General features: G+C 48.0%; 21 protein-coding genes and 1 pseudogene. 13 read left to right on the forward strand and 9 right to left on the reverse strand.

All coding sequences use genetic code 11. The features are described from left to right. Window positions 1-9: 9 nt before the first annotated feature. From hpsB to ACFW2W_RS20915, 5 genes are all read left to right on the forward strand, one after another. Window positions 10-651 carry a hormogonium polysaccharide secretion pseudopilin HpsB gene (hpsB, locus tag ACFW2W_RS20895; RefSeq protein ID WP_378182657.1) on the forward strand — a complete coding sequence of 214 codons (642 nt, stop codon included), beginning with the start codon at window positions 10-12 and terminating at the stop codon, window positions 649-651. A gap of 79 nt (window positions 652-730) precedes the next feature. After that, entirely contained in the window at window positions 731-1,696 is a 966-nt protein-coding gene (hpsC, locus tag ACFW2W_RS20900; protein ID WP_378182660.1) for a hormogonium polysaccharide secretion pseudopilin HpsC, read from the forward strand. 17 nt (window positions 1,697-1,713) lie between these two features. Beyond that, entirely contained in the window at window positions 1,714-2,346 is a 633-nt protein-coding gene (locus ACFW2W_RS20905) for a Tfp pilus assembly protein FimT/FimU (protein ID WP_378182663.1), read from the forward strand. 106 nt (window positions 2,347-2,452) lie between these two features. After that, window positions 2,453-2,989 carry a Tfp pilus assembly protein FimT/FimU gene (locus ACFW2W_RS20910; protein ID WP_378182666.1) on the forward strand — a complete coding sequence of 179 codons (537 nt, stop codon included), beginning with the start codon at window positions 2,453-2,455 and terminating at the stop codon, window positions 2,987-2,989. Window positions 2,990-3,056: 67 nt separating this feature from the next. After that, on the forward strand, window positions 3,057-3,188 hold the full coding sequence (locus ACFW2W_RS20915; protein ID WP_378182668.1) for a hypothetical protein: 132 nt from the start codon (window positions 3,057-3,059) through the stop codon (window positions 3,186-3,188). Here ACFW2W_RS20915 and glgB read toward each other — a convergent pair. From glgB to ACFW2W_RS20935, 4 genes are all read right to left on the reverse strand, one after another. Continuing rightward, on the reverse strand, window positions 3,179-5,485 hold the full coding sequence (glgB, locus tag ACFW2W_RS20920) for a 1,4-alpha-glucan branching enzyme (protein ID WP_378182671.1): 2,307 nt from the start codon (window positions 5,483-5,485) through the stop codon (window positions 3,179-3,181). The two genes, ACFW2W_RS20915 and glgB, sit on opposite strands and share 10 nt — an antisense overlap. A 496-nt stretch (window positions 5,486-5,981) precedes the next feature. Beyond that, window positions 5,982-6,290 (reverse strand): hypothetical protein, encoded by a 309-nt coding sequence (locus ACFW2W_RS20925; protein WP_378182674.1) that lies wholly within the window; start codon window positions 6,288-6,290, stop codon window positions 5,982-5,984. 47 nt (window positions 6,291-6,337) lie between these two features. Next, a complete protein-coding gene (locus tag ACFW2W_RS20930) occupies window positions 6,338-7,054 on the reverse strand; it encodes a glutathione S-transferase family protein (RefSeq protein WP_378182677.1) in 717 nt (238 codons plus the stop codon). 279 nt (window positions 7,055-7,333) lie between these two features. Beyond that, a complete protein-coding gene (locus ACFW2W_RS20935) occupies window positions 7,334-7,483 on the reverse strand; it encodes a hypothetical protein (protein ID WP_378182679.1) in 150 nt (49 codons plus the stop codon). Window positions 7,484-8,092: 609 nt separating this feature from the next. On the opposite strand from ACFW2W_RS20935, the gene ACFW2W_RS20940 reads away from it, so the two are divergent. From ACFW2W_RS20940 to ACFW2W_RS20955, 4 genes are all read left to right on the forward strand, one after another. After that, the gene (locus ACFW2W_RS20940; RefSeq protein WP_378182682.1) at window positions 8,093-10,453 is read left to right on the forward strand and encodes a GAF domain-containing protein; all 2,361 of its coding nucleotides are present in this window, start codon (window positions 8,093-8,095) and stop codon (window positions 10,451-10,453) included. A gap of 251 nt (window positions 10,454-10,704) precedes the next feature. After that, the gene (locus tag ACFW2W_RS20945) at window positions 10,705-11,229 is read left to right on the forward strand and encodes a hypothetical protein (RefSeq protein WP_378182685.1); all 525 of its coding nucleotides are present in this window, start codon (window positions 10,705-10,707) and stop codon (window positions 11,227-11,229) included. 306 nt (window positions 11,230-11,535) lie between these two features. Further along, a complete protein-coding gene (locus ACFW2W_RS20950; protein WP_378183051.1) occupies window positions 11,536-13,191 on the forward strand; it encodes a peptidoglycan D,D-transpeptidase FtsI family protein in 1,656 nt (551 codons plus the stop codon). 324 nt (window positions 13,192-13,515) lie between these two features. Further along, on the forward strand, window positions 13,516-13,644 hold the full coding sequence (locus tag ACFW2W_RS20955) for a hypothetical protein (RefSeq protein WP_378182688.1): 129 nt from the start codon (window positions 13,516-13,518) through the stop codon (window positions 13,642-13,644). 110 nt (window positions 13,645-13,754) lie between these two features. Here the strand turns inward: ACFW2W_RS20955 and ACFW2W_RS20960 are convergent, their stop codons facing one another. From ACFW2W_RS20960 to ACFW2W_RS20970, 3 genes are all read right to left on the reverse strand, one after another. Then, the gene (locus ACFW2W_RS20960) at window positions 13,755-15,821 is read right to left on the reverse strand and encodes a thioredoxin domain-containing protein (RefSeq protein ID WP_378182691.1); all 2,067 of its coding nucleotides are present in this window, start codon (window positions 15,819-15,821) and stop codon (window positions 13,755-13,757) included. A gap of 118 nt (window positions 15,822-15,939) precedes the next feature. Further along, a complete protein-coding gene (locus ACFW2W_RS20965) occupies window positions 15,940-16,749 on the reverse strand; it encodes a hypothetical protein (RefSeq protein ID WP_378182694.1) in 810 nt (269 codons plus the stop codon). A gap of 237 nt (window positions 16,750-16,986) precedes the next feature. Then, window positions 16,987-17,271, reverse strand: a complete 285-nt coding sequence (locus ACFW2W_RS20970; protein WP_378182697.1) for a hypothetical protein — start codon at window positions 17,269-17,271, stop codon at window positions 16,987-16,989. Between the two features lie 133 nt (window positions 17,272-17,404). Here ACFW2W_RS20970 and clpP point away from each other — a divergent pair. After that, a pseudogene (gene clpP, locus ACFW2W_RS20975) lies at window positions 17,405-18,016 on the forward strand (ATP-dependent Clp endopeptidase proteolytic subunit ClpP); the annotation flags it as partial. 191 nt (window positions 18,017-18,207) lie between these two features. Here clpP and ACFW2W_RS20980 read toward each other — a convergent pair. Then, complete coding sequence (locus tag ACFW2W_RS20980) at window positions 18,208-19,068, reverse strand: hypothetical protein (RefSeq protein ID WP_378182700.1); 861 nt, start codon at window positions 19,066-19,068, stop codon at window positions 18,208-18,210. A gap of 911 nt (window positions 19,069-19,979) precedes the next feature. Between ACFW2W_RS20980 and ACFW2W_RS20985 the strand changes: the two genes are divergently transcribed. From ACFW2W_RS20985 to ACFW2W_RS20995, 3 genes are all read left to right on the forward strand, one after another. Next, window positions 19,980-22,283, forward strand: coding sequence for a ribonuclease R family protein (locus tag ACFW2W_RS20985; RefSeq protein ID WP_378182703.1), 2,304 nt, complete (start codon window positions 19,980-19,982; stop codon window positions 22,281-22,283). A 75-nt stretch (window positions 22,284-22,358) separates the two neighbouring features. Continuing rightward, window positions 22,359-22,967, forward strand: a complete 609-nt coding sequence (locus ACFW2W_RS20990; RefSeq protein WP_378182705.1) for a flavin prenyltransferase UbiX — start codon at window positions 22,359-22,361, stop codon at window positions 22,965-22,967. Window positions 22,968-23,044: 77 nt separating this feature from the next. Next, window positions 23,045-23,761 (forward strand): LapA family protein, encoded by a 717-nt coding sequence (locus ACFW2W_RS20995; protein WP_378182708.1) that lies wholly within the window; start codon window positions 23,045-23,047, stop codon window positions 23,759-23,761. Between the two features lie 111 nt (window positions 23,762-23,872). Here ACFW2W_RS20995 and ACFW2W_RS21000 read toward each other — a convergent pair whose 3' ends face one another. Then, window positions 23,873-24,064: a hypothetical protein gene (locus ACFW2W_RS21000; RefSeq protein ID WP_378182711.1), complete on the reverse strand. Its 192-nt coding sequence runs from the start codon at window positions 24,062-24,064 to the stop codon at window positions 23,873-23,875. Window positions 24,065-24,225 lie beyond the last annotated feature (161 nt).

The raw sequence follows: 24,225 nt of genomic DNA on the forward strand, positions 1-24,225 counted from the left end.
TAGCTAACCATGATTAAGCGCAAGCACAAGCAAGTTTCCTCACCGTCAAGCGAGACTGGTTTCACCCTGATTGAGTCGTTACTGGCTATTATCGTGGTTGCGATCTTGATGACAGCGATCGCGCCAGTCATCGTTCTCTCCACAGCAACCAGGCTACAGGCTAAACGGGTGGAATTGGCATCTAAAGCCGCCTCAACCTACATTGATGGTGTCCGTTCTGGAACTGTTAAGGCTCCAACTGTCAGCACAACTATGAAGTTAGAGGCTTTACCTCCTCCCACTTCCGGAACTTTGACCTGCACCAATATCGTAAATGTAGGTTATTGCACTTCACCAGATAACTTATACTGCGTTAATGGTGACAGTGTTGATAAACCTGGCTGTACCACAGATAGCCTTCAAGACATGATAGTTCAGGGATTTGGGTACTCTAATACAAGTGATGCCAGCAAAGGCTACAGCCTTGGTGTGCGAGTTTACAGAGCAGATGCCTTTAAGAGCGGTACGACGTTGGAAAAAGGTCAAACCCAATCTAGTTTTGGTGGGGGAGTCACAGCTACAAAACCACTCGTAGAAACAACCACGGAAATTGCCCCAACAGGTAAATCCTCTTTGAATGATTTGTGCGCTCGCACCAACGGTTGTAAGTAGAGGCTGGTTTGGAGTAAACAAAGCGAATTTCAAATTCTTTGACTGCTCTATATTGGTCAGCAAAAGGGGAAACAGCAGCATGATTAGTCCACTCGAATTTATTCTTAATACTCAGCTAAAACTAAAGCGCTCTTATCTGGGTCGGAAAACAGGCGGCTTTACCCTGATTGAACTGCTGGTAGCTATGATTATGGCAGCTCTAGTAATAACGCCTTTGCTAGGGTTCATGCTCAACATCTTGGAAACAGATCGCAAAGAACAGGCAAAGGCAAACACTGAGCAAGAAATTCAATCAGCGCTTGGCTACATCGCCCAAGATTTGCAAGAGGCAGTTTATATCTACGATGCCGATGGGTTAAATAAAATCAAAGCCCAATTACCACCCGCATCTGGCACCTCCCCTGGTTGTGCTACTGGTAGCAACTGTACCCCTGTCGTCGTATTCTGGAAGCGGGAAGTAAAAAAAGGTGTGATCCCTGTAACGGGGGCAGCTAAAACTCAGAGTGATGATGCTGTAGTCTATTCTTTGGTTGGCTACTATCTAATTAAAACTTCTGACAATACGTGGTCTAATAAGGCTCGGATTGGGCGATTTCAAATTGAGGATAGAATAAAAAATCCCAAAAATACTGTGGCTCTGGCTAGTAATTCCTCAGCGTATCTTGGTACTGAAAAGGCTGAAAATAAGGGTTTTAAGATGTTTGACAGCACCCTGTCGGGTGGCATCACAAGCATCATGACTCAGTGGACAAAAGGCGCTGCTGCGTATGAGGCTCCTACACGCATCCTAGTTGATTATATTGACTCCGATTCAGCTATAGGAATTTGCCAACCTACTACAGGACAGCCGACAGTTAAACCTATTGGAATAAACGGCTTTTATGCTTGTGTCGTAGATCCAGCTCAAGCCCTAGCACAAGTGTTTATCAAAGGAAATGCCACAGCTCGATTTAAACCAGATGCTACTTGCGATACCAGCACGCCTGGTACATCTTGTCCATCTGTAAGTGTCCAGGTAAAAGGTCGAGGTTCGCTGGGTCTTTAATAAGCAAAGAGGAAATTATGAAAAGCTTAGTTATATCAAAGATATTACAGCGATCGCGTCTAGTAGAAGTAGCAAAGAAAGATTGGCGTAGGGACAAGCCAACTGCCTCTAACTCTGGATTCACGATGATCGAGTTACTGGTAGTAATTATAATCATCGGGGTTTTGAGCGCGATCGCAGCTCCTGGCTGGCTTGCTTTTGTGAACCGTCAACGGATGAATGCAGTTAATGATAGTGTCTTGCGAGGGCTTCAAGAAGCGCAACGAGAAGCTAAGAGGACAAAACTCAGCTATAGCATTAGTTTTAAAACCCTGCCCAATCAACTCCCAAAATTTGTCGTTTATCCTGCTGGCACTACCCCCCTTACTGCTAGTACTCCCCCTGCTGACAATGACCCTCGATGGAAGACTTTAGCAGAAAATCAAGACATCAAGCCCGATCAAATTAAAGTTATTGCTAGTCCAAACTCATTCACATTTGACTATCAGGGCAGAGTCAGCGATCTAAACAATCTACCTGCCCCCGAACCAGATCCTCTATTGAAAGTCACTGTATCTGTTGCCAACAGCTCTAGTGTAAAGCGATGCGTCAAAGTGAGGACTCTTGTAGGGACAATTCAAACTGGAAAAGATGCTGCTGAATGTAATTAGTTAAAAAACTAGGGTTATCCCAAAAATCCGTGAAGCTACGGAACTCAAAAGACACACCGAAAGAGGAAACTTGAGAAGTTGGGTGCGTCTTTTTTAGTTCTAGCTAATGCGTAAAAAGTTATCTAATTGCTCCAGCGGTGGGTTCACGCTGATAGAGAGTTTAGTCGTAATTTTAATAATAGGGATCTTGAGCGCGATCGCTGCCCCAAGTTGGCTAGCATTTTTAAATGCTCAACGCCTTAGAGTCGCCCAAAACCAAGTTTACCGCGCGATGCGAGAAGCCCAAAGCAATGCCAAGCGAGACAAAGTTGCTTGGGAAGCCAGCTTTCAACAACAAAATGAAGTCGTTCAGTGGGCAGTTCACCGTGCCGGTATCAACCCTAGCGCCGGACAATGGCAGAATTTTGAGCAAAATATTCAAATAGACGCTCCTAATACCACCTTAGCTTCACAGTCATTAGGTAGTCCGCGCCGAGTCCGGTTTGACTACAGAGGTTGCGTGATTATGAATCCGCAAGAGAACTTATATCTGGCAAGGCTAACACTGAACATTAAGAATGGTGGGGAAGTCAAACGGTGTGTATTTATTTCGACCATTCTGGGAGCGATGCGAACAGCGCAAGATAAAAGTTGTAAAGTGTAATCTGTGCGATCGCGATGATGGCTCAGTAGTAGAGAATGCGATCGCGATGATGGCTCAGTAGTAGAGAATGCGATCGCAATTATGGCTCAGTAGTAGAGAATGCGATCGCGATTATGGCTCAGTAGTAGAGAATGCGATCGCATCCAGATTTTCGTTCCCAGAACAGTTATCTGGGAACGAGAAACCCTATTATGCCTGAGATAGGCGAAGCTGCATCGCTGTTGCGGTCTTTTCTCGGTCGAGCTTCAAAATCAGCACTCCCAGCGGTGGCAAACACAAGTCTAGCGAATAAGGACGATTGTGGAACGACCACTCATCCGTCCACTTACCGCCTAAATTGCCCATGTTACTTCCGCCGTACTCGCGGGCGTCACTGTTAAACAGTTCGGTGTAGAATCCTGGTTCGGGGACGCCTACACGGTAGTGGCTATGCGGCTGAGGAGTAAAATTGCACACAGTGACAATAAACTCTTCCGAATCCTTCGCCCTACGGATAAACGACACCACACTATGGCGGTTGTCGGTGCAATCAATCCACTCAAAGCCTTCTTGAGCGAAATCCTGAGTAAAAAGAGCCGATTCGCTGCGGTAGACATGGTTGAGTTCACTCATAAACCGCTTCAGCTTTTGATGCGACTCATGCTGCAACAAATGCCACTCCAAGTCACCCCAGACATTCCACTCACTCCACTGCCCAAACTCCATGCTCATAAACAGAGTCTTCTTGCCAGGGTGAGTAAACATAAAGGTGAACAGACAGCGAACATTAGCGCACTTCTGCCACTCATCCCCCGGCATCTTGCCAATGATATTACTCTTGCCGTGAACTATCTCATCGTGAGATAGCGCCAGCATGAAATTCTCGCTGTGGTTGTACCACATACTGAAAGTAATATTGTTCTGGTGAAACTGGCGGAACCAGGGGTCCATGTGGAAATAGTCCAGCATATCGTGCATCCAGCCCATGTTCCACTTCAAATTAAAGCCCAGTCCCCCTACGTAGGTAGGCCAAGACACCATAGGCCAGGAAGTTGACTCTTCCGCAATCGACAGGGTGCCAGGGTAATAGTTGAAAATCGTATGATTTGCCTGACGCAGAAAATCAGCCGCCTCAATGTTTTCTCTGCCGCCGTACTGGTTAGGCAACCATTCCCCATGCTCACGGCAATAGTCTAAGTAAAGCATCGACGCCACAGCATCCACACGAATCCCATCAATGTGGTACTTGTCAAACCAGAACAGGGCGTTGGCAACCAGGAAGTTCCGCACTTCATGGCGGTTGTAGTTAAATACTAGAGTGCCCCACTCTTTGTGTTCGCCTTTGCGGGGGTCGGCGTGTTCGTAAAGGTGGGTGCCATCAAAGAAGGCGAGACCGTGACCATCTTTAGGGAAGTGACCCGGAACCCAGTCCACTAGCACCCCAATCTCGTTCTGGTGGCACTGGTCAATAAAATACATTAAGTCCTCAGGTGTCCCATAACGGGAAGTGCAGGCATAGTACCCTGTTACCTGATATCCCCAAGAGCCATCATAAGGATGCTCAGCGACTGGCAATAATTCAATATGAGTAAATCCCAGCTCTTTAACGTAAGGAATCAGCCGTTCTGCCAGTTCCCGGTAGGTGAGGAAACGCGCCCCTGGTTTGTAGTCAGAGACGACTACAACTGGCTCTGTTTCTCCATTTGGCAACCGCGCCGGTTCAGCGGAGGAAGCGTGCAGCCAAGACCCTAGATGCACTTCATACACAGAGATAGGATGGGCTAGCGGGTCGGTGTGGCGGCGCTTTTCCATCCAATCTTGGTCATTCCATTGGTAGGAATCTAAGTCAGTGACAATCGATGCTGTTTTAGGACGCACTTCATGTTGGAAGCCGTAGGGATCGGATTTTTCGTAAATGTGACCGTCGGCGTTTTTGATTTCATATTTATAGTGTTCCCCAATGCCCAAACCGGGGATGAACAGTTCCCAAATGCCGGTGGAACCTTTACGCATTTGATGTTTGCGACCATCCCAGTTGTTAAAATCCCCCAAAACAGAGGCGTTGCGGGCATTGGGTGCCCAAACGGCAAAATAAACTCCTGTCACCCCATTAATTTCCGTCGCATGGGCACCTAGTTTCTCATAGATGCGATGATGATTCCCTTCTACAAACAGGTGCAGGTCAAAGTCTGTCAGGCGGGGAGAACGGAAGGCGTATGGGTCGTAGATAACACGCTCGTGTTCCCCTTCTTGAATCCGCAGCTGATAGTTTGCCAGTTCTGGCGTCTCAATGGTGCATTCAAAAAAATGAGGGTGATGCACTGCTTGCATAGGATATTCTGTCCGTTCTTGGGGGCGAACTACCCACGCGGCGTTGGCATTGGGTAGGTAGGCTCGCACTGCCCAGACGGTTTTGCCATTTTGCTGAATGGGATGGGCACCCAGGATTTCAAATGGATCTTGATGTTGATTCCAAACAATCCGCTCAATCTGTTCGGGGGCGATGGTCATGGACATAAACCTACTTATCCTAAAGGTCTTGAATGAATGGGTTCTCGATAGAGCTTTTTGGACGCGCCAGCGCGATCGCTCGGATCATTGGCAAGTGGGCGCGTAGCGTCTGCCCTGTTCCCGTATGGTAGGGCTATAGCAGCTAGCGGTTGAAGATAGAGCATCTCCCTCTGGTTAACAGCACTTTAATATTTATATACATTTTTTGATTTTTGTATATTTTGTCATCGGTAGCAGGACACAGTTGTTTCTCTTACCTGGGACAATGTAAATAAAAGTGCATCGTCATCTAGCCTGAAACTGACCGCTTTTAGAATTACCGCGATCTACGTCTTCATCAGAGTACTGAGTTAAGAGTAGGAGCAAGCAAGTAGGTATAGCAAACAAAGGCAGATTTTAAGTGGGGTGTACGCAGTTTATAATAGCGACTTACTTAGGCAAACGCTTTTCTCGTTGCTATTACCATCACCAGGAACGCGAATATCTATAGTAGTTGCCGCATTTACTTGGGAGTGGGGATACCAAAGGTACGCAGCAGTCGCCGCACGCGGAGCAGAAAAACTAATTCTCGCAGTTTGGGATTCACCTGGGATGTTGCAGAAGGGCGGGTTTGCAGAGAGTTCTGCAATTGGGCATACTCAGCAGCAGTGAGTCGCTTGCCGTCGATAGGCGATCGCGCCTCGGTAATAATCTCTGTCCGCAATACTTCCTCAGGGATATCCTCCGGTGGTGGCAATCCCCTAGCAGGCATCACCCCCAGCAGTTGAAATGAAAATTGCAAAATCCATAGTGAAAAAATGGGCTTTTTCATTTCTATTTTTAATATTTAGTGTATTTTTAATTTTTAATTTCTAATTTTTAATTTCCCAGTCCGGGGGGTAGCTGTTCCCGGCAAAGAACGTGAATCTGCTCAATGCGCTCAAATAACCAGGGATAATCTTCGCGGTATTGAGGAATCAGCGCCAGAGGACTGAGTAAAGCTGCGGCGGCGATATCTGCAACGCTTAAGCGATCGCCCACCAGGTAGAGGTTATTGAGCCACCGGCTGGACAACACTTCCATTGCCACCTTCAGCCGATTTGCTGCCAGTTCCACTGTTGCCTGGTTAATTCCATATTGCCGCCGCACCACCTGGATCACCAGCTGACTAAACGGTGAAGGGTCGATTTGCTTACCAGCACCGGCACGAAAATCATAGTATACAAAGCGAGTCGCCGTACCGATGCTTTCATCCAGCCAATCTTCCAGCATCAAGGCTTCTACCTGTAACTGGCGCTCCGGTAGTGATAGTGTTGGTTCTGGACGATAGCGATCTAGAAATTGTAAAATCCGCGTCGAGTCAGCGATCGCTTGCAGTTCATGCCGAGTCTCTAACGCCGTAGCTTCGCTGACTGCCTGCATATCTTCTACCTGTGGCAGAAGCACCGGCACTGTCGTGAGTCCGGTGAGTGGCTTGAGTTTGAGGATATGTAGCCCTGGGGTTAAATTTTCAACTTGATAAGCAATTTGCTTGTAACCTAGCCCCAGTCTGGCTTTTCGACAATAGTGAGAAGTACTAAATTGCAGTAGTCGCATTTTATGCCAAAGCCGCCTACCGCAACAACATATAAACATAGTCAGCCATTACCCAGACTCTAGGTAAGCCAACCAATGCTTTTGACGCCAGTTGTCTTCCCCAGTCAGTTGTTGCCAATATAACAGTTGTCTTGGGTGTCAATATTCAGAGATACCGAGTGAATGTGTGAGGAGCAATTACCAGATCGGCGGTTCAGGTGCGTCAGAACCCCATCCCAGCTTTTATTCCCATTCAGGGATGAATTCCCTTAAGGAAAGTCAGGCTGGAAAACTAGATCGCTAAGGGGATGTAGTGGGAGAAGGGCTGGGAGAAGTAGCAGCAGGCGAAGGGCTGGTAGTTGTTCCACCATCGCCCGTTCCTTCCTGACAAGCTCCCAAGGTGGTAGCTAAGCCGAGAACTAAAAGCAGACTCACTATTTTTTTGTTCATACACTCCTCTTTAAGAGATTGCAATCAAAGGAATCGTTTGCTATTTAATCACAATATTGCGGTTTTTGCTTGGACGCTCCCGCCGGTGAAACCTGGGATTCTTGGTTTTACCTGTCCTCTTAGCTAGTTTTGGTTATCCCAAACGACTAGAGGTTCCTTTCTCCCCAAGCCTGAATTCCGTGCGTCCCACCGGATTCTTCAGGTTTCGTACTTAGGAAAGAATACTCTCGCTCTACTGGATTCACACTCACTCCTGAGAGTGATATTGCTTTGGGTTTTTTCAATTTTTTTTTAGCAGAATCCCCAAAGAACCCTTCTGAAAAACTCTACCAGTTAGGGGAGATTCTGTCTATGCGATAATTTTCGATAACTTCCACATTGAGGAGCGAATTCAGTTTTCTCAGTCAAAGCAAGCCAATGAAACTAGAAAATCAACCTTTATGGAGATGTGGAGGCTCAGTATCAGTGATTCTGAATACAATTTATGACCGAAGTGACTGATAAGCTAACAAAGCTTACGAGTTGCTAATGACTTGACAACAGGACGATTGACCGCTGCCTAAAATTTTAAGCAAACTAGACGCGCAAGAAGATTTCAAGGGAGGCGGCGTGTTTCCTCTTGTGGCTTATATCAGCAAATTACTTCCAGCCTGGATTCAGTACCCGCGAAAGCATTGGGCACTGCTACAGAAAATCGTGGATCGCATCCGCAACTCGTTGGAGTTGCAAGTGGTGCTACAAACGGCAGTGGACGAAATTGCCACGTTGCTACACCTAGATAGGTGTTGTTTTTTGTGGTATTTCGAGGATACCAAGCGGGTACAAGTTGTCTGCGAGCGGATCAATGGGCAAAAGAATTCGCAACTGGGATACCATCCATTAGAAACTTTTGGCGCACTGGAGAGTGCGATCGCTGCCGGAAAATTAATCATCAACAGCCAAACAGCGGGTTCTCAGCCAACGACAGTAGGGATGATGAATCGATGGCTTTCCTGGCTAAGGCGGAGCAATCGGCAAATCGAGAGCAGTGGACGCTCCCAAGGTGCGTCCCCTTGGGACATGGCTAACTTATTCGTTCCGGTTAAGCGAAAAGAAGGGTGGGTGGGCTTTATTGTCTGTATTTCAGAGCAACCCCGCACCTGGTCAAACTCCGAAATTGAATTTCTGCAAGCCATTGCCCAGCAGCTAGAAATTGCCATTTGTCAAGCTCAGCTTTACGAGCAAACCCAGAAACAAGCTCAAAGAGAGCAACTGGTGAATCAGATTACCAGTCAAACCCGGCAGAGTTTTAACTTAGAAACAATTCTGAGTGAAGCGATCGCTCATCTGATGCAGGCGCTGTCAGCAGATCGGTGTCTAGTTCATCTGGTGGAACATAGCGACACTTTGGAAGAGGAGTACAGAAGCCGGGAAGCTGGGAAGCAGCTTGTAGAGACAAGAATTATCGCGTCTGGAGCCGGGGAGCAAACGGATAAAACTTCCTTGCTGCACCCCTTGCCCGCTGACGGTGCCGCTTTTAGGCGGAAATACCTCTTTGAGGTGTGTCGGAAGCCTTTTCCCTCTACCATTGATGACTTTGATACTCACGGGCCACTGACCCAATGGGCGATCCAGCATCGTCAACAAGTGAGCATTCCCGACATCAAGCAAGATGCCCGAATTGGGGAAGCAAACGAAGAGTATCAAAAAGCCCAGATAAAATCTTCTCTGGTAGTGCCAGTGCAGGCGAACGGGACACTCAACGCAATTCTTTATCTCAATCAGTGTTCGCAGATCCGGTATTGGTCGAAAAATGACCGGACACTTGCCCAAGCGGTTGCCGATCAACTGGCGATTTCTATTCGACAAGCCAACTTATACGCCAAAACTCAGCAGCAGGCAGTAGAAAGCGCCGCTCAAGCTAAGGAACTCGCCCAAACGCTGATCGAACTGCGGCTAACGCAATCCCAGCTGATTCAAAGTGAAAAAATGTCAAGTCTGGGTCGGATGGTGGCTGGCGTTGCCCACGAAATTAATAATCCAGTGAACTTTATCTACGGCAATATTTTTTATGTAGAAAAGTATGTAGATGACCTGATTCGGTTAGTGCGCGGCTATCAAACGCTTTATCCCAATTCAGATGCTGAATTACAAAAGCTAACTGAGGAAGTAGAGCTAGATTTCCTCCTGAGAGATTTACCACGCATTTTGAATTCGATGCAGACAGGTGCCCAGCGGATTCACGAAATTGTTAAATCATTGCAGAACTTTTCGCGCCACAATCAAGCGTCCCTGAAACCAGTAGATATTCACGTAGGGCTGGAAAATACGCTGTTCTTGCTGCACAGTCAGCTAAGCAATGGGATACAGGTAGTGAAAAACTATAGCGACTTGCCCTTAGTGGAGTGTTACCCGAAGCAACTCAATCAAGTCTTTTTGAGTATTCTGATGAATGCGATAGAAGCGCTCAGTCGGGGGTCATCAGAAGACAAAAAAATCGTCTTGCGTACCGAATTGGTGCCGAACTGCTCTCAGGGAGTCGCTGGCGTGCGGATTGCGATCGCTGACAACGGGCCAGGAATTCCTTCAGAAATTCAGTCGAAAATCTTTGACCCCTTTTTTACGACGAAAGACGTTGGTCAGGGCAGTGGATTGGGTTTAGCAGTGAGTTATCAAATCATCGTTACCCAACACAAAGGCACGCTACAATGCCACTCCCAACTCGGTCAAGGTGCAGAGTTTATCGTTGAAATTCCCCTGATGCCGCCCAAACCCTTGTCACGGGGTGAGGAGAAGGACGCTACCATTCAGGAGTCAGCAGCCAAAAACTCGGAAGAAGAAATTCATCCCTCATCCTATCCTGTAAGTAATGCGAGCTGCTCCCCAGCCGCTTCCCTAAGCATCCCAACGCCCTACATCCTTCATCCCGCTTCACCCGTTCATCTCAAAACAATGGCGACGACTTTACCAAAAGACGCAATGGGAGAGTGATAAGCTGTGGTTGCGTTGAAGGTAGCTTACTAGGTCAACCTTCGCTATCGATGAGCCATCTCGACAAGAATGCTGCATTCGATGCGAGAAAATATGGACTATGGACAGCTCTTGTGTCTAGAGTTTAAATTGATTGGTTTATTGTCCTTTGTCAGTGCAGTGACAGTCAGTGGCAAAGCAAACTGACCTTGAGCGGCGAAAAATCTCGTCTCTAGCAACTGACAACTGATAACTAATAACAAGAACTACTTATGGCTGCTGCCCCTCACTCCCTGACTCCAGATCGTCACCGTCCGGATAGAAGAAGCGCTGTTTCTTCGCGGCAACCCAGAGGGAACGCGATGCCGTCGCGTTCCGCAAGCCGTTCATCGTCTAGAACCCGTAACAGAAGCTCCCAACAGCGGGAATTTCAGGCACAAACACCCGCATGGCTGCGATCGCTGGTGACATTGCAGCGCACCTCCAACCTGGTATGCTTCTTGCTGATTGCCAGCACCCTGGGAGTTTATGCCTGGACGGTCTATACTCAGCAGATGTGGAGCCAGGAGTACCGCAAGTTGGAAACTTTGCAACGCCACGAGCGGCAAATGACGGCGGCAAATGAAGCCCTGAAAAACCAGCTGGCTCAAGAAGCTGAACTTCCGGGTACGGGTCTGGTTGCTCCCAATCCAGCCAACACCATCTTTCTGCCGCCAGCGCCCCAGCGCCAGTCACTGCCCAAACCAGCCGCGACTCCTAACTCAGAAACATCCCCAACTACGCCACTGGGCTATTAACGAGGAATGGAAAAGTCAGGAGTCAGCAATCGTAGGGCGCTGCCTACGCAAAAGGTTTCTGGAACTGCCAAAGGGACGGGCGAGTTGAACCAGAATGGAAGTGGAATGCCAGAGTCAGTGAAAAAACTGCCTCGAAAACCCACTCGGAACGGCAAAAGTCGTCAGTCATCAGAACCAAAGCAAGGCGGCGAAAATTGGCAAGAGGAGAAGACATCGCCACAGAAGTCTTTTGATTGGAGCCTATTGCGCTCTCCATCCTTGCTGCTGGGTACTTCATCCTTGCGGCTGCTGCTTGTTTGGCTAATCATGTCTCTGGGCGGGCTAGGACTGGCGATGAATTTGTATCGCCTACAAGTGGTGCAGGCACCGAGCCTGCTGCAAAAAGCGCGACAGCAGCAGATGGTCTATCTGCGCCCGTTTGTTCCCCGCCGCTCGATTGTGGATCGCAGTGGTAACGTTTTGGCGACTGACCGTCCCGCCTATACGCTGTACGCCCACCCAAAGCTGTTTAAACAATCTAAACAGGCAATTGCGGCGAAATTGGCGGTGATTTTGGGAATTTCTGCCGACGATTTGGTTAAGCAGTTCAACCAGCGGGAAAGTGGAATTCGGGTTGCCTACGCCCTGACGGAAGAAGAAGCTGACGATATTTCCCATTTGCGAACCGATGGCTTAGAGCTGATTCAACATTACGCCCGCCTCTATCCTCAGCAGGATCTGGCAGCAGACGTGGTGGGCTATGTGGATGTCGATCATCGCGGTCAGGCGGGTGTGGAATATAGTCAGGAAAATTTACTCGTCCGCGCTGTCCGCACCGTCCGACTCAGTCGCACTGGGAACGGAACGTTGATGCCGGATCGCGTACCTGCAGGATTGCTGCATTTTGATGAGCTGCAACTCCAGCTGACAATTGATAATCGCCTGCAACGTGCGGCTCGTTCTGCCCTCAAGCAACAGATGGAGTTGTTTAGTGCCAAACGGGGCACTGTTATTGTGATGGATGCGCGGGATGGTGCGGTGCTGGCACTGGTTGCAGAGCCGACGTACAACCCGAATGAGTATTCTAAAGCTGACGTGGGTTTGTTTAAGAACTGGGCGCTGGCAGACCTTTACGAACCGGGTTCGACGTTTAAGCCGCTCAATGTAGCGATCGCGCTGGAAGCTGGAGCCATCAAACCCGACACTGTATTCTATGACCGAGGTCAGATTCAGGTGGCTGGCTGGCAGATCAAAAATGCTGAAGGCGGCGGTCACGGTGCCCTGACGATTTCTCAGATTCTACAACAGTCGAGCAACGTCGGCATGGTACAAGTCATGCAACAACTGAAGCCGAGTATCTACTACGGTTGGCTGGAACGGCTGGGACTTGGGCAAGCGGTTGGCATCGATCTGCCCTTTGAAGCACCCGGACAAATGAAAAGCTCTGAGCAGTTTACGTCATCTCGGATTGAACCAGCTACCACCTCCTTTGGTCAGGGATTTTCCCTCACCCCCATCCATCTCGTTCAGTTGCACGCTGCTCTCGCCAATGGCGGCAAACTGGTGACTCCCCATCTCGTCCGGGGGCTAATCGACTCCCAAGGGCAGATGTACTGGCAGCCAACGCTACCCACGCCGCGCCCCGTCTTCTCTCCAGCGACTACTCAGACGGTGTTAGAAATGATGGAAACGGTAGTCACGAAGGGTACGGGGAAAGCAGCACAAATCCCAGGTTATCGAATTGGGGGGAAAACGGGCACTTCCCAGAAAGCCAGTTCTACAGGGGGATATTCTAGCTCTGCCAGAATCACTAGCTTTGTTGGCGTTTTTCCGGTGGATGCTCCCCGCTATGTCGTTCTAGCTGTTGTCGATGAACCGAAGGGAAAGGTCTATGGTTCCACCGTAGCCGCACCCCTAGTGAAATCAGTGATGGAAGCCTTAATTAGCCTTGAGAAAATTCCGCCTTCTGAAATTAAAAATTAAGTAGGTGAGTGTAAAGAAACCTATGTTGAGGCTGTCATTAGTTATTGGTAATAATTCAGGGCTAATAACTAAGAACAACCACCCGTTACGGTTAGTTCTGCAAATCTACTGGTTCTGGCATTTTTAATTATGACTGAGGACAACTGCAAGCACAGGCGATCGCGCAAAATTTATATTAAATATTACTTTCTTAATTGGGTTCTTCAAGGTATACTTAAATAATGGAAATATATCCAATAAAATTATCAAAGCCTAGTTCTTCCTTATCAAGTTCATCATAACAGAAATAAAGCAGAAAGTCTATATAGCATTCCTAAATAATTTGTGAATGCAATGCAAGATACCCGACTTCTCCTAGAAGTCGGGTATCTGAACCACTGGCATCTCACAATTAAAACAGGGGAGATGCGCTACATTAACGATCCCCGAACCGCCCCTTTTAAAGGAGGCTAAGAAGTCTATATGTTGCAAACCAAAAACAAAATGGGATAACGACGAAGGTGAAATTAAAAATTAAAAAAGAAGAACTGAATCTTACATTTTTAATTTCTAATTTGGTATTGTTAATTGCGAATTTGACTTCGCTGCACTTGTTCCCACATTTGGTCGCGGCTTTGGGGAGGTTCCAGACAAGATAGGGCTTGGCAAACTAACCCCACCGCCCCCGATGGCAGATTCGACTCTGGCATAGATACGGTTGTAGGCAGATATTGAGCAACCAAAGAAGTAAGGTGGTCAACAGTGGTGCGAACCAGCGTACAGTGATGATACCAATCCAGGGCGGTAAACAAACTGGGACAAGCTTGAGGTGACTGATGCATGACGCTGCTGAAGGCTTGCAAAGCTTGTTCGCTGCGGTCGAGATAGGTAAGATTTTCGGTGAGTAAAGCCAGACGCACCAAGTTAGCGATCGCTACCCCATTCGCCGCTGGTGTGGCATTATCCACATAGCTGCGTTCTCGCACTAACAGATCGCTACTGGCATCGCTGGCGGTGTTATAGTATCCACCCAGTTCCACACTCCAGAGGAATTCGTCAAATTCTTCTTGAAGGGCGATCGCTTTCTCCATCCAGAAACTAGCGTGAGTCACTTGGTACAAATCTAGCAGCGCTTTGATAAACAAAGCATAATCTTCCGACTGCGCCAGTACCAAAGGTTTCCCGTCGTAGTTGAGACGGTGGAAGCGCCCTTCCACCCACTGACAATCCAAAATGAAATTAGCAGCCTTTCCAGCTAAGGACAGATATTCTTCCTTCCCAAATACCCCGTAAGCTCTAGCTAAACCTGAAATCATCAGGCTATTCCAAGCCACAATCATTTTAGTATCCGTCACGGGCGGAATTCGACCCGACCAATTGCCAGTTTTTGCCTCCTGGTTATTGCGGGCAGGAGGAAAGGTTTCTAGGACAGCGGGTGGCGTACCGTAACGGGCTTCAAATAGCTTTGCGAGTGCCGTTTCCACTGTTTCGCTCAAAATCCCCGGATGGCGGCGCTGCAAGACGTTGAGACCTTCAAAGTTGCCCCCCGGCGTCACGGTAAATTGCAGTTGAATTTCCTCTAACTCTTCTGGAGTCAGCAATTCTACTACTTCAGGGTAAGTCCAGACATAAAATGCCCCTTCCTCTGGTTCTGCTTCCTCTGGATGGGTAAAATTATCCGCATCTTGGGCAGCATAGAAATAACCCTCCGGTGCCGTTATTTCTCGCTTTAGCCATTGAAATGTACCTGCGATCGCTCTTTCAAATGCCGGTTCTTGTATGCCAGCACTCCACAAATCAGCCAAATACTCGACAATCTGCCCATTGTCATAGAGCATTTTTTCAAAATGCGGCACCGTCCAGGTGGGATCGACCGTGTAGCGGTGAAAGCCGCCGCCTACATGGTCGTAAATACCGCCCAGTGCCAAATCTAAACCGCGCTGGGTACACGCCTGCTTAGCGTCGTATTTGGATTCAAAATTAAATCGAATTGCTCGCAGCGCCAACTCGGCATAGGGCATCATGGGGAAACTAGCGCCACGTTCGCTAGAAGTCACTACCCCGGTATTCATTTCTAACCCCTGCTGTAGCAAATCCTTGTTTGTCAGGGCAGGTTTTAAACCCGTCCCCAAACCAGTTTGCAGAATGGCTGCTTGCTGAAGATGACTGAGAAGTTCTTCTTTGACAGCGTCCAACTTCGTCTTGTCTGTATCGTAGTAACGACGAATCGCTTGCAGCACTTGTAAAAATCCGGGACGCCCGTAGCGCGGTTCTACCGGAAAATATGTACCGCCATAAAACGGCACCCGATCCTCAGGAGAGAGAAAGACATTCAGGGGCCAACCGCCTTGACCGACCATCATCTGTAACGCCTGCATATAAATACTATCAATGTCAGGTCGTTCTTCCCGGTCTACCTTGATCGGGATAAAGTTGGCGTTCATGTACTCTGCGATCGCCTGGTCGGAAAACGCTTCTCCTTCCATCACCGTACACCAGTGGCAGCTGGAGTAGCCAATTGATAGGAAAATTGGCTTATTGTCACGCTTGGCGGTTTCTAGGGCTTCTTCACACCAAGGCCACCAGTCGATGGGATTTTCGGCGTGTTTGCGGAGGTACAGGCTTTCAGCTTGATTCAGGCGATTGGTCATGGGGCTAATAGCAGAACTCGATATGAGTACGTTTTCACCTCTAGCAGTTTAGCGTGAGGAATAAAGCGATCGCTCCATCCGACGCTAGATTCTGGTCAATCGTGACCTAGCGACTGCATCAGTTAACCGAACCTTTGATCGAAGCGTTATTTTCTTTAATTTCTATATCGTTTATTTTTAAGCGTCCCAGTTCAAGTTCCAGTTTCAATCTTTGTTCAATCTTCTCTTTAGGAATTCCCAGTCGCTGGGAAAGTTCTGATGTCGTAAAACTCAAATTCCCCACTTTAATTTTTGTTTCTTCCTCAAGTTTTAATTGACCGTCTTCTACCCTTGGCTTACCTTCCACGCCAATATAAACTTCCTTGTCTTCTAAGAAGGGGAATGTTTCGATTACCTTTTCTAACAATTCTTTCTCTTGTTGATTCAGTTCCTCTTTTGGAACATCTGAGATATTGAAGACAAGTCCACTTTCTAAATGTCCATTTTTGATAGTTGTATTGATATTGGTAGATGCCAGTAACTTACTATTGTTTTTATCTTTAGCAATTGTTGAAATTACCAAATCATTCACTTCATTTTCGCTCAAATCAATTTCTATATTTTGACTACCTAATTCCGCTTGAGTATTTTCGGGAATTTTATCAATAGCAGTCTTCTCATCGCCTCCATTCCGCCTGCCTAATTTTGGTTGCAACCCTTGGCTAGCCTCAATACTATTTTCTATTTTGGTATCAACCTTGCTTTGCAACCTTGCTTTAACTGTTTTGACTTCAGCTTCATTGCGAAAGTCAATTTGTGTAGTTTGAGTTGTAGTTTTTTCTTTGCTAGTATACCACTCAGGAAGTTGGGTCGCCTGTTTCCAATAGTAATAAACTACTGAGAAAGATCCTAAGGCTAATAGCAAAAATAGAAAAATACTTTTTTTCATGTTAGATCAACTTTCTTTCGTCATAAAATATGACATTGATATAGCAATCCTAAATGATTCGCGAACCCCTGTAGAGACGCGATTAATCGCGTCTCTACACTAAGGCGAATACTCTCGCACAACTTAAATAGGATTGCTATATATAAAAATTATACGATCGTTCATGAAATAATCAGTTGCTCTTTTTTCTTCTTTATCTTTAAATTGCACGGTCAGATCGGGCGACTCCTTTGTTAATCAGGACGCAGTTGTGCAGAAGTCGATCCAAATCGCCTCACCATTGGTGTTGAATTTGGCTGTTGAGAGCGATCGCGCTGGCGTCTGAATTGCTGTCGGTACGCTAAGTGCTGCAAGTACATTGAGCAAAAAGGTAATCGTGACAGCTTGCAGAAGTCTTTTAGACATGACTCGGTTCCCTCCATCCCAGGATAGTTTTAACAGTACGATTTGCTGTAGCGATCGCACTTCGTCCCATTGATTCACCCAGTCGGGCGATTGTTTCCTGACGAGGACAACAAGCAATATGCGATGCTTTGCCCTTTTTCGCTGAAGAAAGTAACAAAAGAGGGCTAGGGTTTTATCGGTAGTATTTCCAGCACCCGGTACTTTCTCCTACAATCGCTAAAATTAAGAAAAATCACCCGAAAAAGCAGACTCCATGATTCCTACCGTTATCGAACAATCAGGTCGTGGCGAACGTGCCTTTGATATCTACTCCCGGCTCCTCCGGGAGCGCATCATCTTCCTGGGACAACAGGTTGATTCCGACCTTGCCAACTTAATCGTGGCTCAGCTGCTGTTTCTAGACGCCGAAGACCCGGAGAAAGACATTTACCTGTATATCAACTCTCCTGGCGGTTCCGTCACCGCAGGTATGGGCATTTTTGACACCATGAATCAAATCCGCCCCGATGTCTCCACCATCTGTGTCGGATTAGCGGCTAGTATGGGCGCTTTCCTCCTCAGCGCCGGTGCCAAAGGCAAGCGGATGAGTCTGCCCCATTCCCGGATCATGATCCACCAGCCTCTAGGCGGCGCTCAAGGTCAAGCCACCGATATTGAGATCCAAGCCAAGGAAATCCTGTACCACAAAAAACAGCTGAACGAATACCTGGCTAAACATACAGGTCAGCCCATCGAGCGGATTCAGGACGATACCGAGCGCGATTTCTTCATGTCATCAGAGGAAGCCAAGGACTACGGCTTGATCGATCAGGTGATTAAACGGAGTCCCTCAGCTATCAGCACCCCCGTCGCCGCTGTATAAATAAAAATTAACGGGATGTGCAACTTTTTGTTAGCCCCTCAATTGATAGGGGGTTGGGGGGAGCGAAATGTCAAGCAAAGTTTGCCAGATCCCCTTAGCCCCCATCAATTAGGGAAGAAATACACAAAGTTGCACATCCCATAAATAAAAAATGGAGCATTCCCCCATTTTTTATTTTCAATTTTGCCCAGTTACTTTTCTGGTGTTGGTAGAGATTCAAGATAACGCAGGAAATCCAGCAATTGTTCCTGATTCAGCTCCGAACGACCTCGCTTACCGTAGGTTCGCTTCAGATAATCTTTTCCTTGCTCGGCAGTCCAGCGCAAGCGCTTAATTTCTACCGTGGTTCTAGCCATCGCTTCCGACAAGTCCATCTCCTCGGCAGCAGAACTCGTGCCACCGATGGTCATATCCATCGGACTCGGCTGAATGACCTCTTCGCTGGCGTGATAACCAGGCGATGCGGTCATTGACTGATTGTACTGACTGCCAAAGAAGCCTCCCGATATTTCCTCTGGTGTCTCGCTTGCAGCATCGTCCCCATAAAGCTCGGTATCGGCAGGGGAATACTCCTCAGCAAACGGGACATCCTGATTCGAGGGCACGACGGGAGGTGGTGAAGCGGCTGCTTTTTGCCCCCGATCTGAGAAGGACATTTCAGCCATGTCATTGAAGCTGGCTGGATCGGAAAACATCCGATTTGAGCTTGGCTGTGGAGAGCTTTCTGACGGAATGACGGTTTCGCGTTTGGGGTTAGCGATCGCCCCCACTGGCACCTCAACCGCAACAGTCTGTGTAATCTGAGCATCAGACTGCGTGACCGGAGCGTTGCTTTGGGTAGAAATTCCTGCTGGAATTCCCAAACAGTTCAACGCTCTGGTTGTTGCCTTGTCTTCTGCCAGCTCAATCTCACCTGCCGCTGCCAAACCTGTCGCCAGGATAACACCTTCGACTTGAACAGCGGCTTTGACCACGTACTTTCCTTCATGAATGGTCAGTAACTCGGTGGTCAGGCTGCCTAAGGGATAACGAACTCGGAATTGAGAAAACATAATACTCCCACCCCCTAAACCTAGTGGGATTTTTTGGCTCCCATCAACGTTAAGTATAGTACGCTCCCTGAAAAACGATTTTAGAGAAGGTACCGCGAGAAACTAAAATAATTAGAGACTGTTCATCGGTATGGTATAAAACCATTCGCTACTGCCCGCTACGCTTGCAAGTCACCGAGTCCGTTTCACAGCGGTTGACTTGAAAAAAGGCAGTAAGACAAAGTGCTTGTCGTCAAGCACCTGAACAGAGAAAGCACTGGTTGCTGCCAGTCGCTGGTTGCATCCGGAGTTCTTGTTCGGGACATCTGCTTGATACTAGCAAAGGCGGGGTGAAGGAGGGATGGTTGCCTGACGATGTTCCCTTGACGCTCAACTGTGGACTGTGGATTCAAGACTAAAAACCGTGGACTAGAGACTCCCAAACGCAGCCGTCTGTTGTCCAAAATCTGTAAAGAGACAAAATTTTGCCTGTTTACAAAGTCTAAAATCGATAGTCCAAAATCTTCCGCTCGCGTAGCGTATGCCGCGATTATCTGCGACTCCTCGCATAGCGTATATCGCCATATGTGTCTCCTCGCGTAGCGCTAAGGCTAGAGCATCGCCGTTCGGTGACGATGACAATGTTTCGCTTACTGTAGGGTGAGAAACGCGCCACCAACGTAGCAGCGAGGCAGCTCTTAAAAAGGCGGCGAATTTGGCGCTGCCACATCAGGGTAAAAATACCCATGCTTTCCGGGCATGGCGTCAGGATAACAAGGAGAAAAGTCGCTTTCAGACGTCAGCAGTCAGCAGTCAGTGGTCGGTGGCAAGAAAGAAGCAACTGTCGTAGAGACAAGGTTATCCCGTCTCTACCAACTGACAAATTTAGACAAACAGAATTGTTTTTATGGTGGAGGCAAACTCATAGCTGCATGGAATTTTCAATCGCTACACTACTTTCTAATTTCACGGATGACAAATTAGTAGCTCCCAAGGTTTTGGAAAAAAAACTGCATTGCCAGGATGAAGAGAGCTTAACTAAACTACAAATTGCCTTGGATGCCTTAGAAAAAATTGGCATTTTGGTCAAAGAGCGCGGCAAGTATCGGCGCGTCCAAGAAGAAGATGTCGTCGAAGCAAAACTGCGCTGTTCAAGTAAGGGGTTTTGCTTTGCCATTCAGGAGGTAGAGGGAGCGGAGGATATTTACGTCCGGGAGAGCCATCTAAGTACAGCCTGGAATGGCGATCGCGTTCTGGTCAAAGTCACCAAAGAAGGAAACCGCAAACGCTCTCCAGAAGGGGAAGTGCGGCTGATTCTGGAACGAGCCAATCCCTCAGTCTTGGCAAGAGTTAAGCAAGCCGAAACCGGCTTTAGAGCCGTCCCTCTAGACGATCGGCTGCTATTTGAACTGAATCTGGTGCCGAACGGTCAAAACTTGGCGGAAGCTATCGATTACCTGGTTCACGTCGAAGTTTTGCGCTATCCCCTGGCATCCCAGCCGCCGATTGGCAAAGTCGCTCGCATTCTCGGTAGCAATGCAGAAGCAGCCGCAGACACCGATATTGTCTGTTGCAAGCACGACTTGCCTCGCAACTTTCCGGCTGAGGTGCTGAGATCCGCAGAGGAATTGCCCAAACAGCCGAGTCAAAAAGATTTCAAGCACCGGCTGGATTTGCGTAATTTGTTAACCCTTGCCTTTATTCCTGAGCCTTCAGGAGCCAGAAGTGAGAACGAAACCACTCAGCACGTTACAGAAAACGCTCTGACTTTGAACAAAACACAGGCTGGACTGTGGCAGTTGGGCGTCCACATCACGGATGTTGCCCACTACGTCGAGCCTTCAGAAGCGCTGGATCGGGAAGCTCGCAAGCGAGGAAACACCGTCTATCTGGGAGACATGGTGCTGCCGATGCTGCCGGATGCCGTTGCAAGTTGCTGCTCTTTGGTACCCGGTGAAGCTCGTTTAGCGATCTCGGTACTGCTAACCCTAGATTCCGCCACCGGACAAATGGTGGAGTATGAGATTCAACCCACCGTGATTCAGGTGGATCGCCAACTGAGTTATGACGAAGCTACGGCAATTTTAGAGCGTCATCAGGATGCCGAACCGGCAGTGTTTGAAATGCTCAGTCAGTTATTTTACGAGCTGAGTCCGGCAGTAAAAGCACAGCGCTTAGGTAGGGGAGGATTTGAACTAAATCTGCCCGGTACTCAATTGCACTACAACGATGAAGGCATCCTGGGAGCGATTGTATTTTCGGGAGGAGTGCGTTCTTTAGTCATAGAGTTGATGCTCCTGGCAAATCAAGCGATCGCTACCCATTTGCAAGCGCTCTTTCTGCCTGCAACGTATCGTATTCAGCCTTCTCCAGACCCGGAGGATGTGCAGGAATTGATGAAGTTGGCGAGTAATCTGGGAATGGAACTGCGCCTAGAGCAGGAAGAAGCGGTGACATCGCGGGATTATCAACGTTTTACCCAAATGTTCGCTCAATCCCAGTCGGAGCGAGTCTTGATGTATCTGTTGCAGTCCACGCTGAGATCGTGTGCTTACAGCACGGCTCCAGGCTCTCACTTTGGTTTGGCTTTGGGGATAGGCGATGACGAAAGCCCCTACACCCACTGTTTATCCCCGCTGCGACGCTACGCAGATTTACTGATGTCGCGGGTATTGCTTGCCGTGTTTGAGAAAGGACGCGATCGCCGGACTACTCGTACCAAAGAAAGTGTGAATCTGCGTCATAGTTCCTCCCACGGAAATATCAACTGGAATGTCTTGCCGCCAGACGTGCAAGAAGATTTAGAAAGCCAGCTACTGGGTATCGTTGTGCATCTCAACGAGCGTGAAAAGCTGACCTCAGATGCACAAGCGGATCTGGAAGGACTCAAAAAAGCCGAGCTAATGAAGGAGCGCACGGGGGAAGTCTTCCAGGGGTTAATTACCGGCGTCCAGTCTTACGGTTTCTTTGTGGAAATTGAGGACTTGCTAGTGGAAGGACTGGTACACGTCAGCTCTCTTAAAGATGACTGGTACGAGTTTCGCTCCCGTCATGCTTGCTTGGTAGGACGGAAAAGCCGCGTTTCCTATCGTCTAGGCGATCGCGTGGAAGTCCAAGTCAAGAGCGTTGATTACTACCGTCAGCAAATTGACTTGGTCATTGTCGGTGGTGGTAGCGAAGCTAGCAATGAGGATATAGAGGCAGATCCTTCTGTTGATACTGAATTGGATGACTAGCTAATGATTAATGGCGAATGGCTCTTGAACAATTCGCCATTAATCATTAGCCAATTACCCATTACCCATTACCTAATGACCAAACCCCTTATCCTCGGCATCACGGGTGCCTCCGGCTTAATTTACGCCGTGCGTGCCTTAAAATTTCTGCTCCAAGCTGAGTACAGCGTCGAACTGGTTGCCTCCAAATCTACTTATATGGTTTGGCAGGCAGAGCAGAATATCCGGATGCCTGTAGAAGCAGTGGCACAGGAACTATTTTGGCGACAGCAAGCTGGAGTGGAAACGAAGGGTAAACTTTACTGCCATCCTTGGGGCGATGTGGGAGCCAATATTGCCAGTGGTTCCTTCCGCACCCTAGGGATGGTAATTATTCCCTGTAGTATGAGTACCGTGGCGAAGCTGGCAGCTGGCTTAAGTTCCGACCTTTTGGAGCGGGCAGCAGATGTACAACTCAAGGAAGGGCGTAAACTGGTTATCGTGCCCCGCGAGACACCCTTCAGTTTGATTCACCTGCGTAACCTGACCGCTTTGGCAGAAGCCGGTGCCAGAATTGTCCCAGCAATTCCCGCCTGGTACCACAATCCCCAAACAATTGAAGACTTAGTGGACTTTGTGGTGGCGCGTGCCTTAGATCAGCTGGATATTGACTGTGTCCCGATTAACCGATGGGAAGGAAAATGAAAAATTAAAAATGTAAAATTAAAAATACAAGCAGAAATTCTGCATTTTTAAGCTTTAATTTTTAATTTTTAATTGATATGCCTGCGATTCGGATTTTACTGCTGATGTTGGTGCTAGGCTCCGTAGCACTACTTGCTTTACAAAATTTGTCGCCGGTGCTAGCGCTGGTGTTTTTGGGCGCGAAGACGCAAGCGCTGCCTGTAGGGGTTTGGATTTTGGCAGCGATCGCAACGGGTGCCCTGACTGGCAGTTTCTGGCAATTGTTGAGCTATCTGCAAAGGCGTCCCTTGCAAGCACGCATCCGCAAACTAGAAGCCGCAGCGCCTCGTTCTAGCCAGTCGCGGCGTGAAACTGCCCAATCTACCTCTACCACTCAACAAACCAGTTACACACCTCCCCCGCCGCCGGAGACAACTAATACCGATGCGGATGGAGATGACTGGGAAGAGGAGGTTGCGGACGACGATGACTGGGATGAATCGGAGGAACCACGCGATCGCACTCCGAGTCCGCAACCGTTGGGAAAAGAATTTGTAGAAGAAAATCGTACAACCTACGAGCGTCAGCAAGAACCGAAAAGCGCCTCTCGATCGGGTTCCGTTTATTCTTACAGCTACCGGGAACCGCGCAATTCTGGGGTTGGAAAAACTGAAGCGGTTTATGATGCCAGTTACCGGGTGATTACACCGCCCTATCAGGAACCTGAACCTGTACGGAAAACCAATCAGGATGAGGACGACTGGGGATTTGAAGACGAGGACGACGAGTTTGACAAGGATTGGAAAGAGCAATAAGCCTAGAGAGTGACTTTTTTTGCTAGGATTTGCCTCAACCCCGCTCCTCAGAACCATTCACACTCTTAATTGTCAAGTCATTGACTCTAAAAATTAACCCCGAACCACTGCTTATAACCGCATCAGTTCGCGCGATTGCTGCTTGACACGACCTGCCATTGCGGCTTGCTGCAAGGTCATGAAGGCATTAAAATCCTCGTGGTCATACTTTTTTCTTAATAACTGTCGCAGTTGATCTTCAGCTTCAACTGTTAAATATCCGATAGTAAGTGCTTGTTCGACAAGTTCGCGGATCAACATCATAATTTTTTATCAACTCGCTCAACGGCAGGAGAAACCATTAGGTTTTGAAATACGGAAATCACTTCAGTTTATTTACGGATGCCTTCTCTGAGGGCAGGGCAATATAATTAAGCCGCAGGGTAGGCAGATGCCGTTAAAACCTTGGAAAACCATTGCTTCAC

The organism is Coleofasciculus sp. H7-2 (assembly GCF_042747725.1).
Taxonomy (GTDB): Bacteria; Cyanobacteriota; Cyanobacteriia; order Cyanobacteriales; family FACHB-T130; genus FACHB-T130.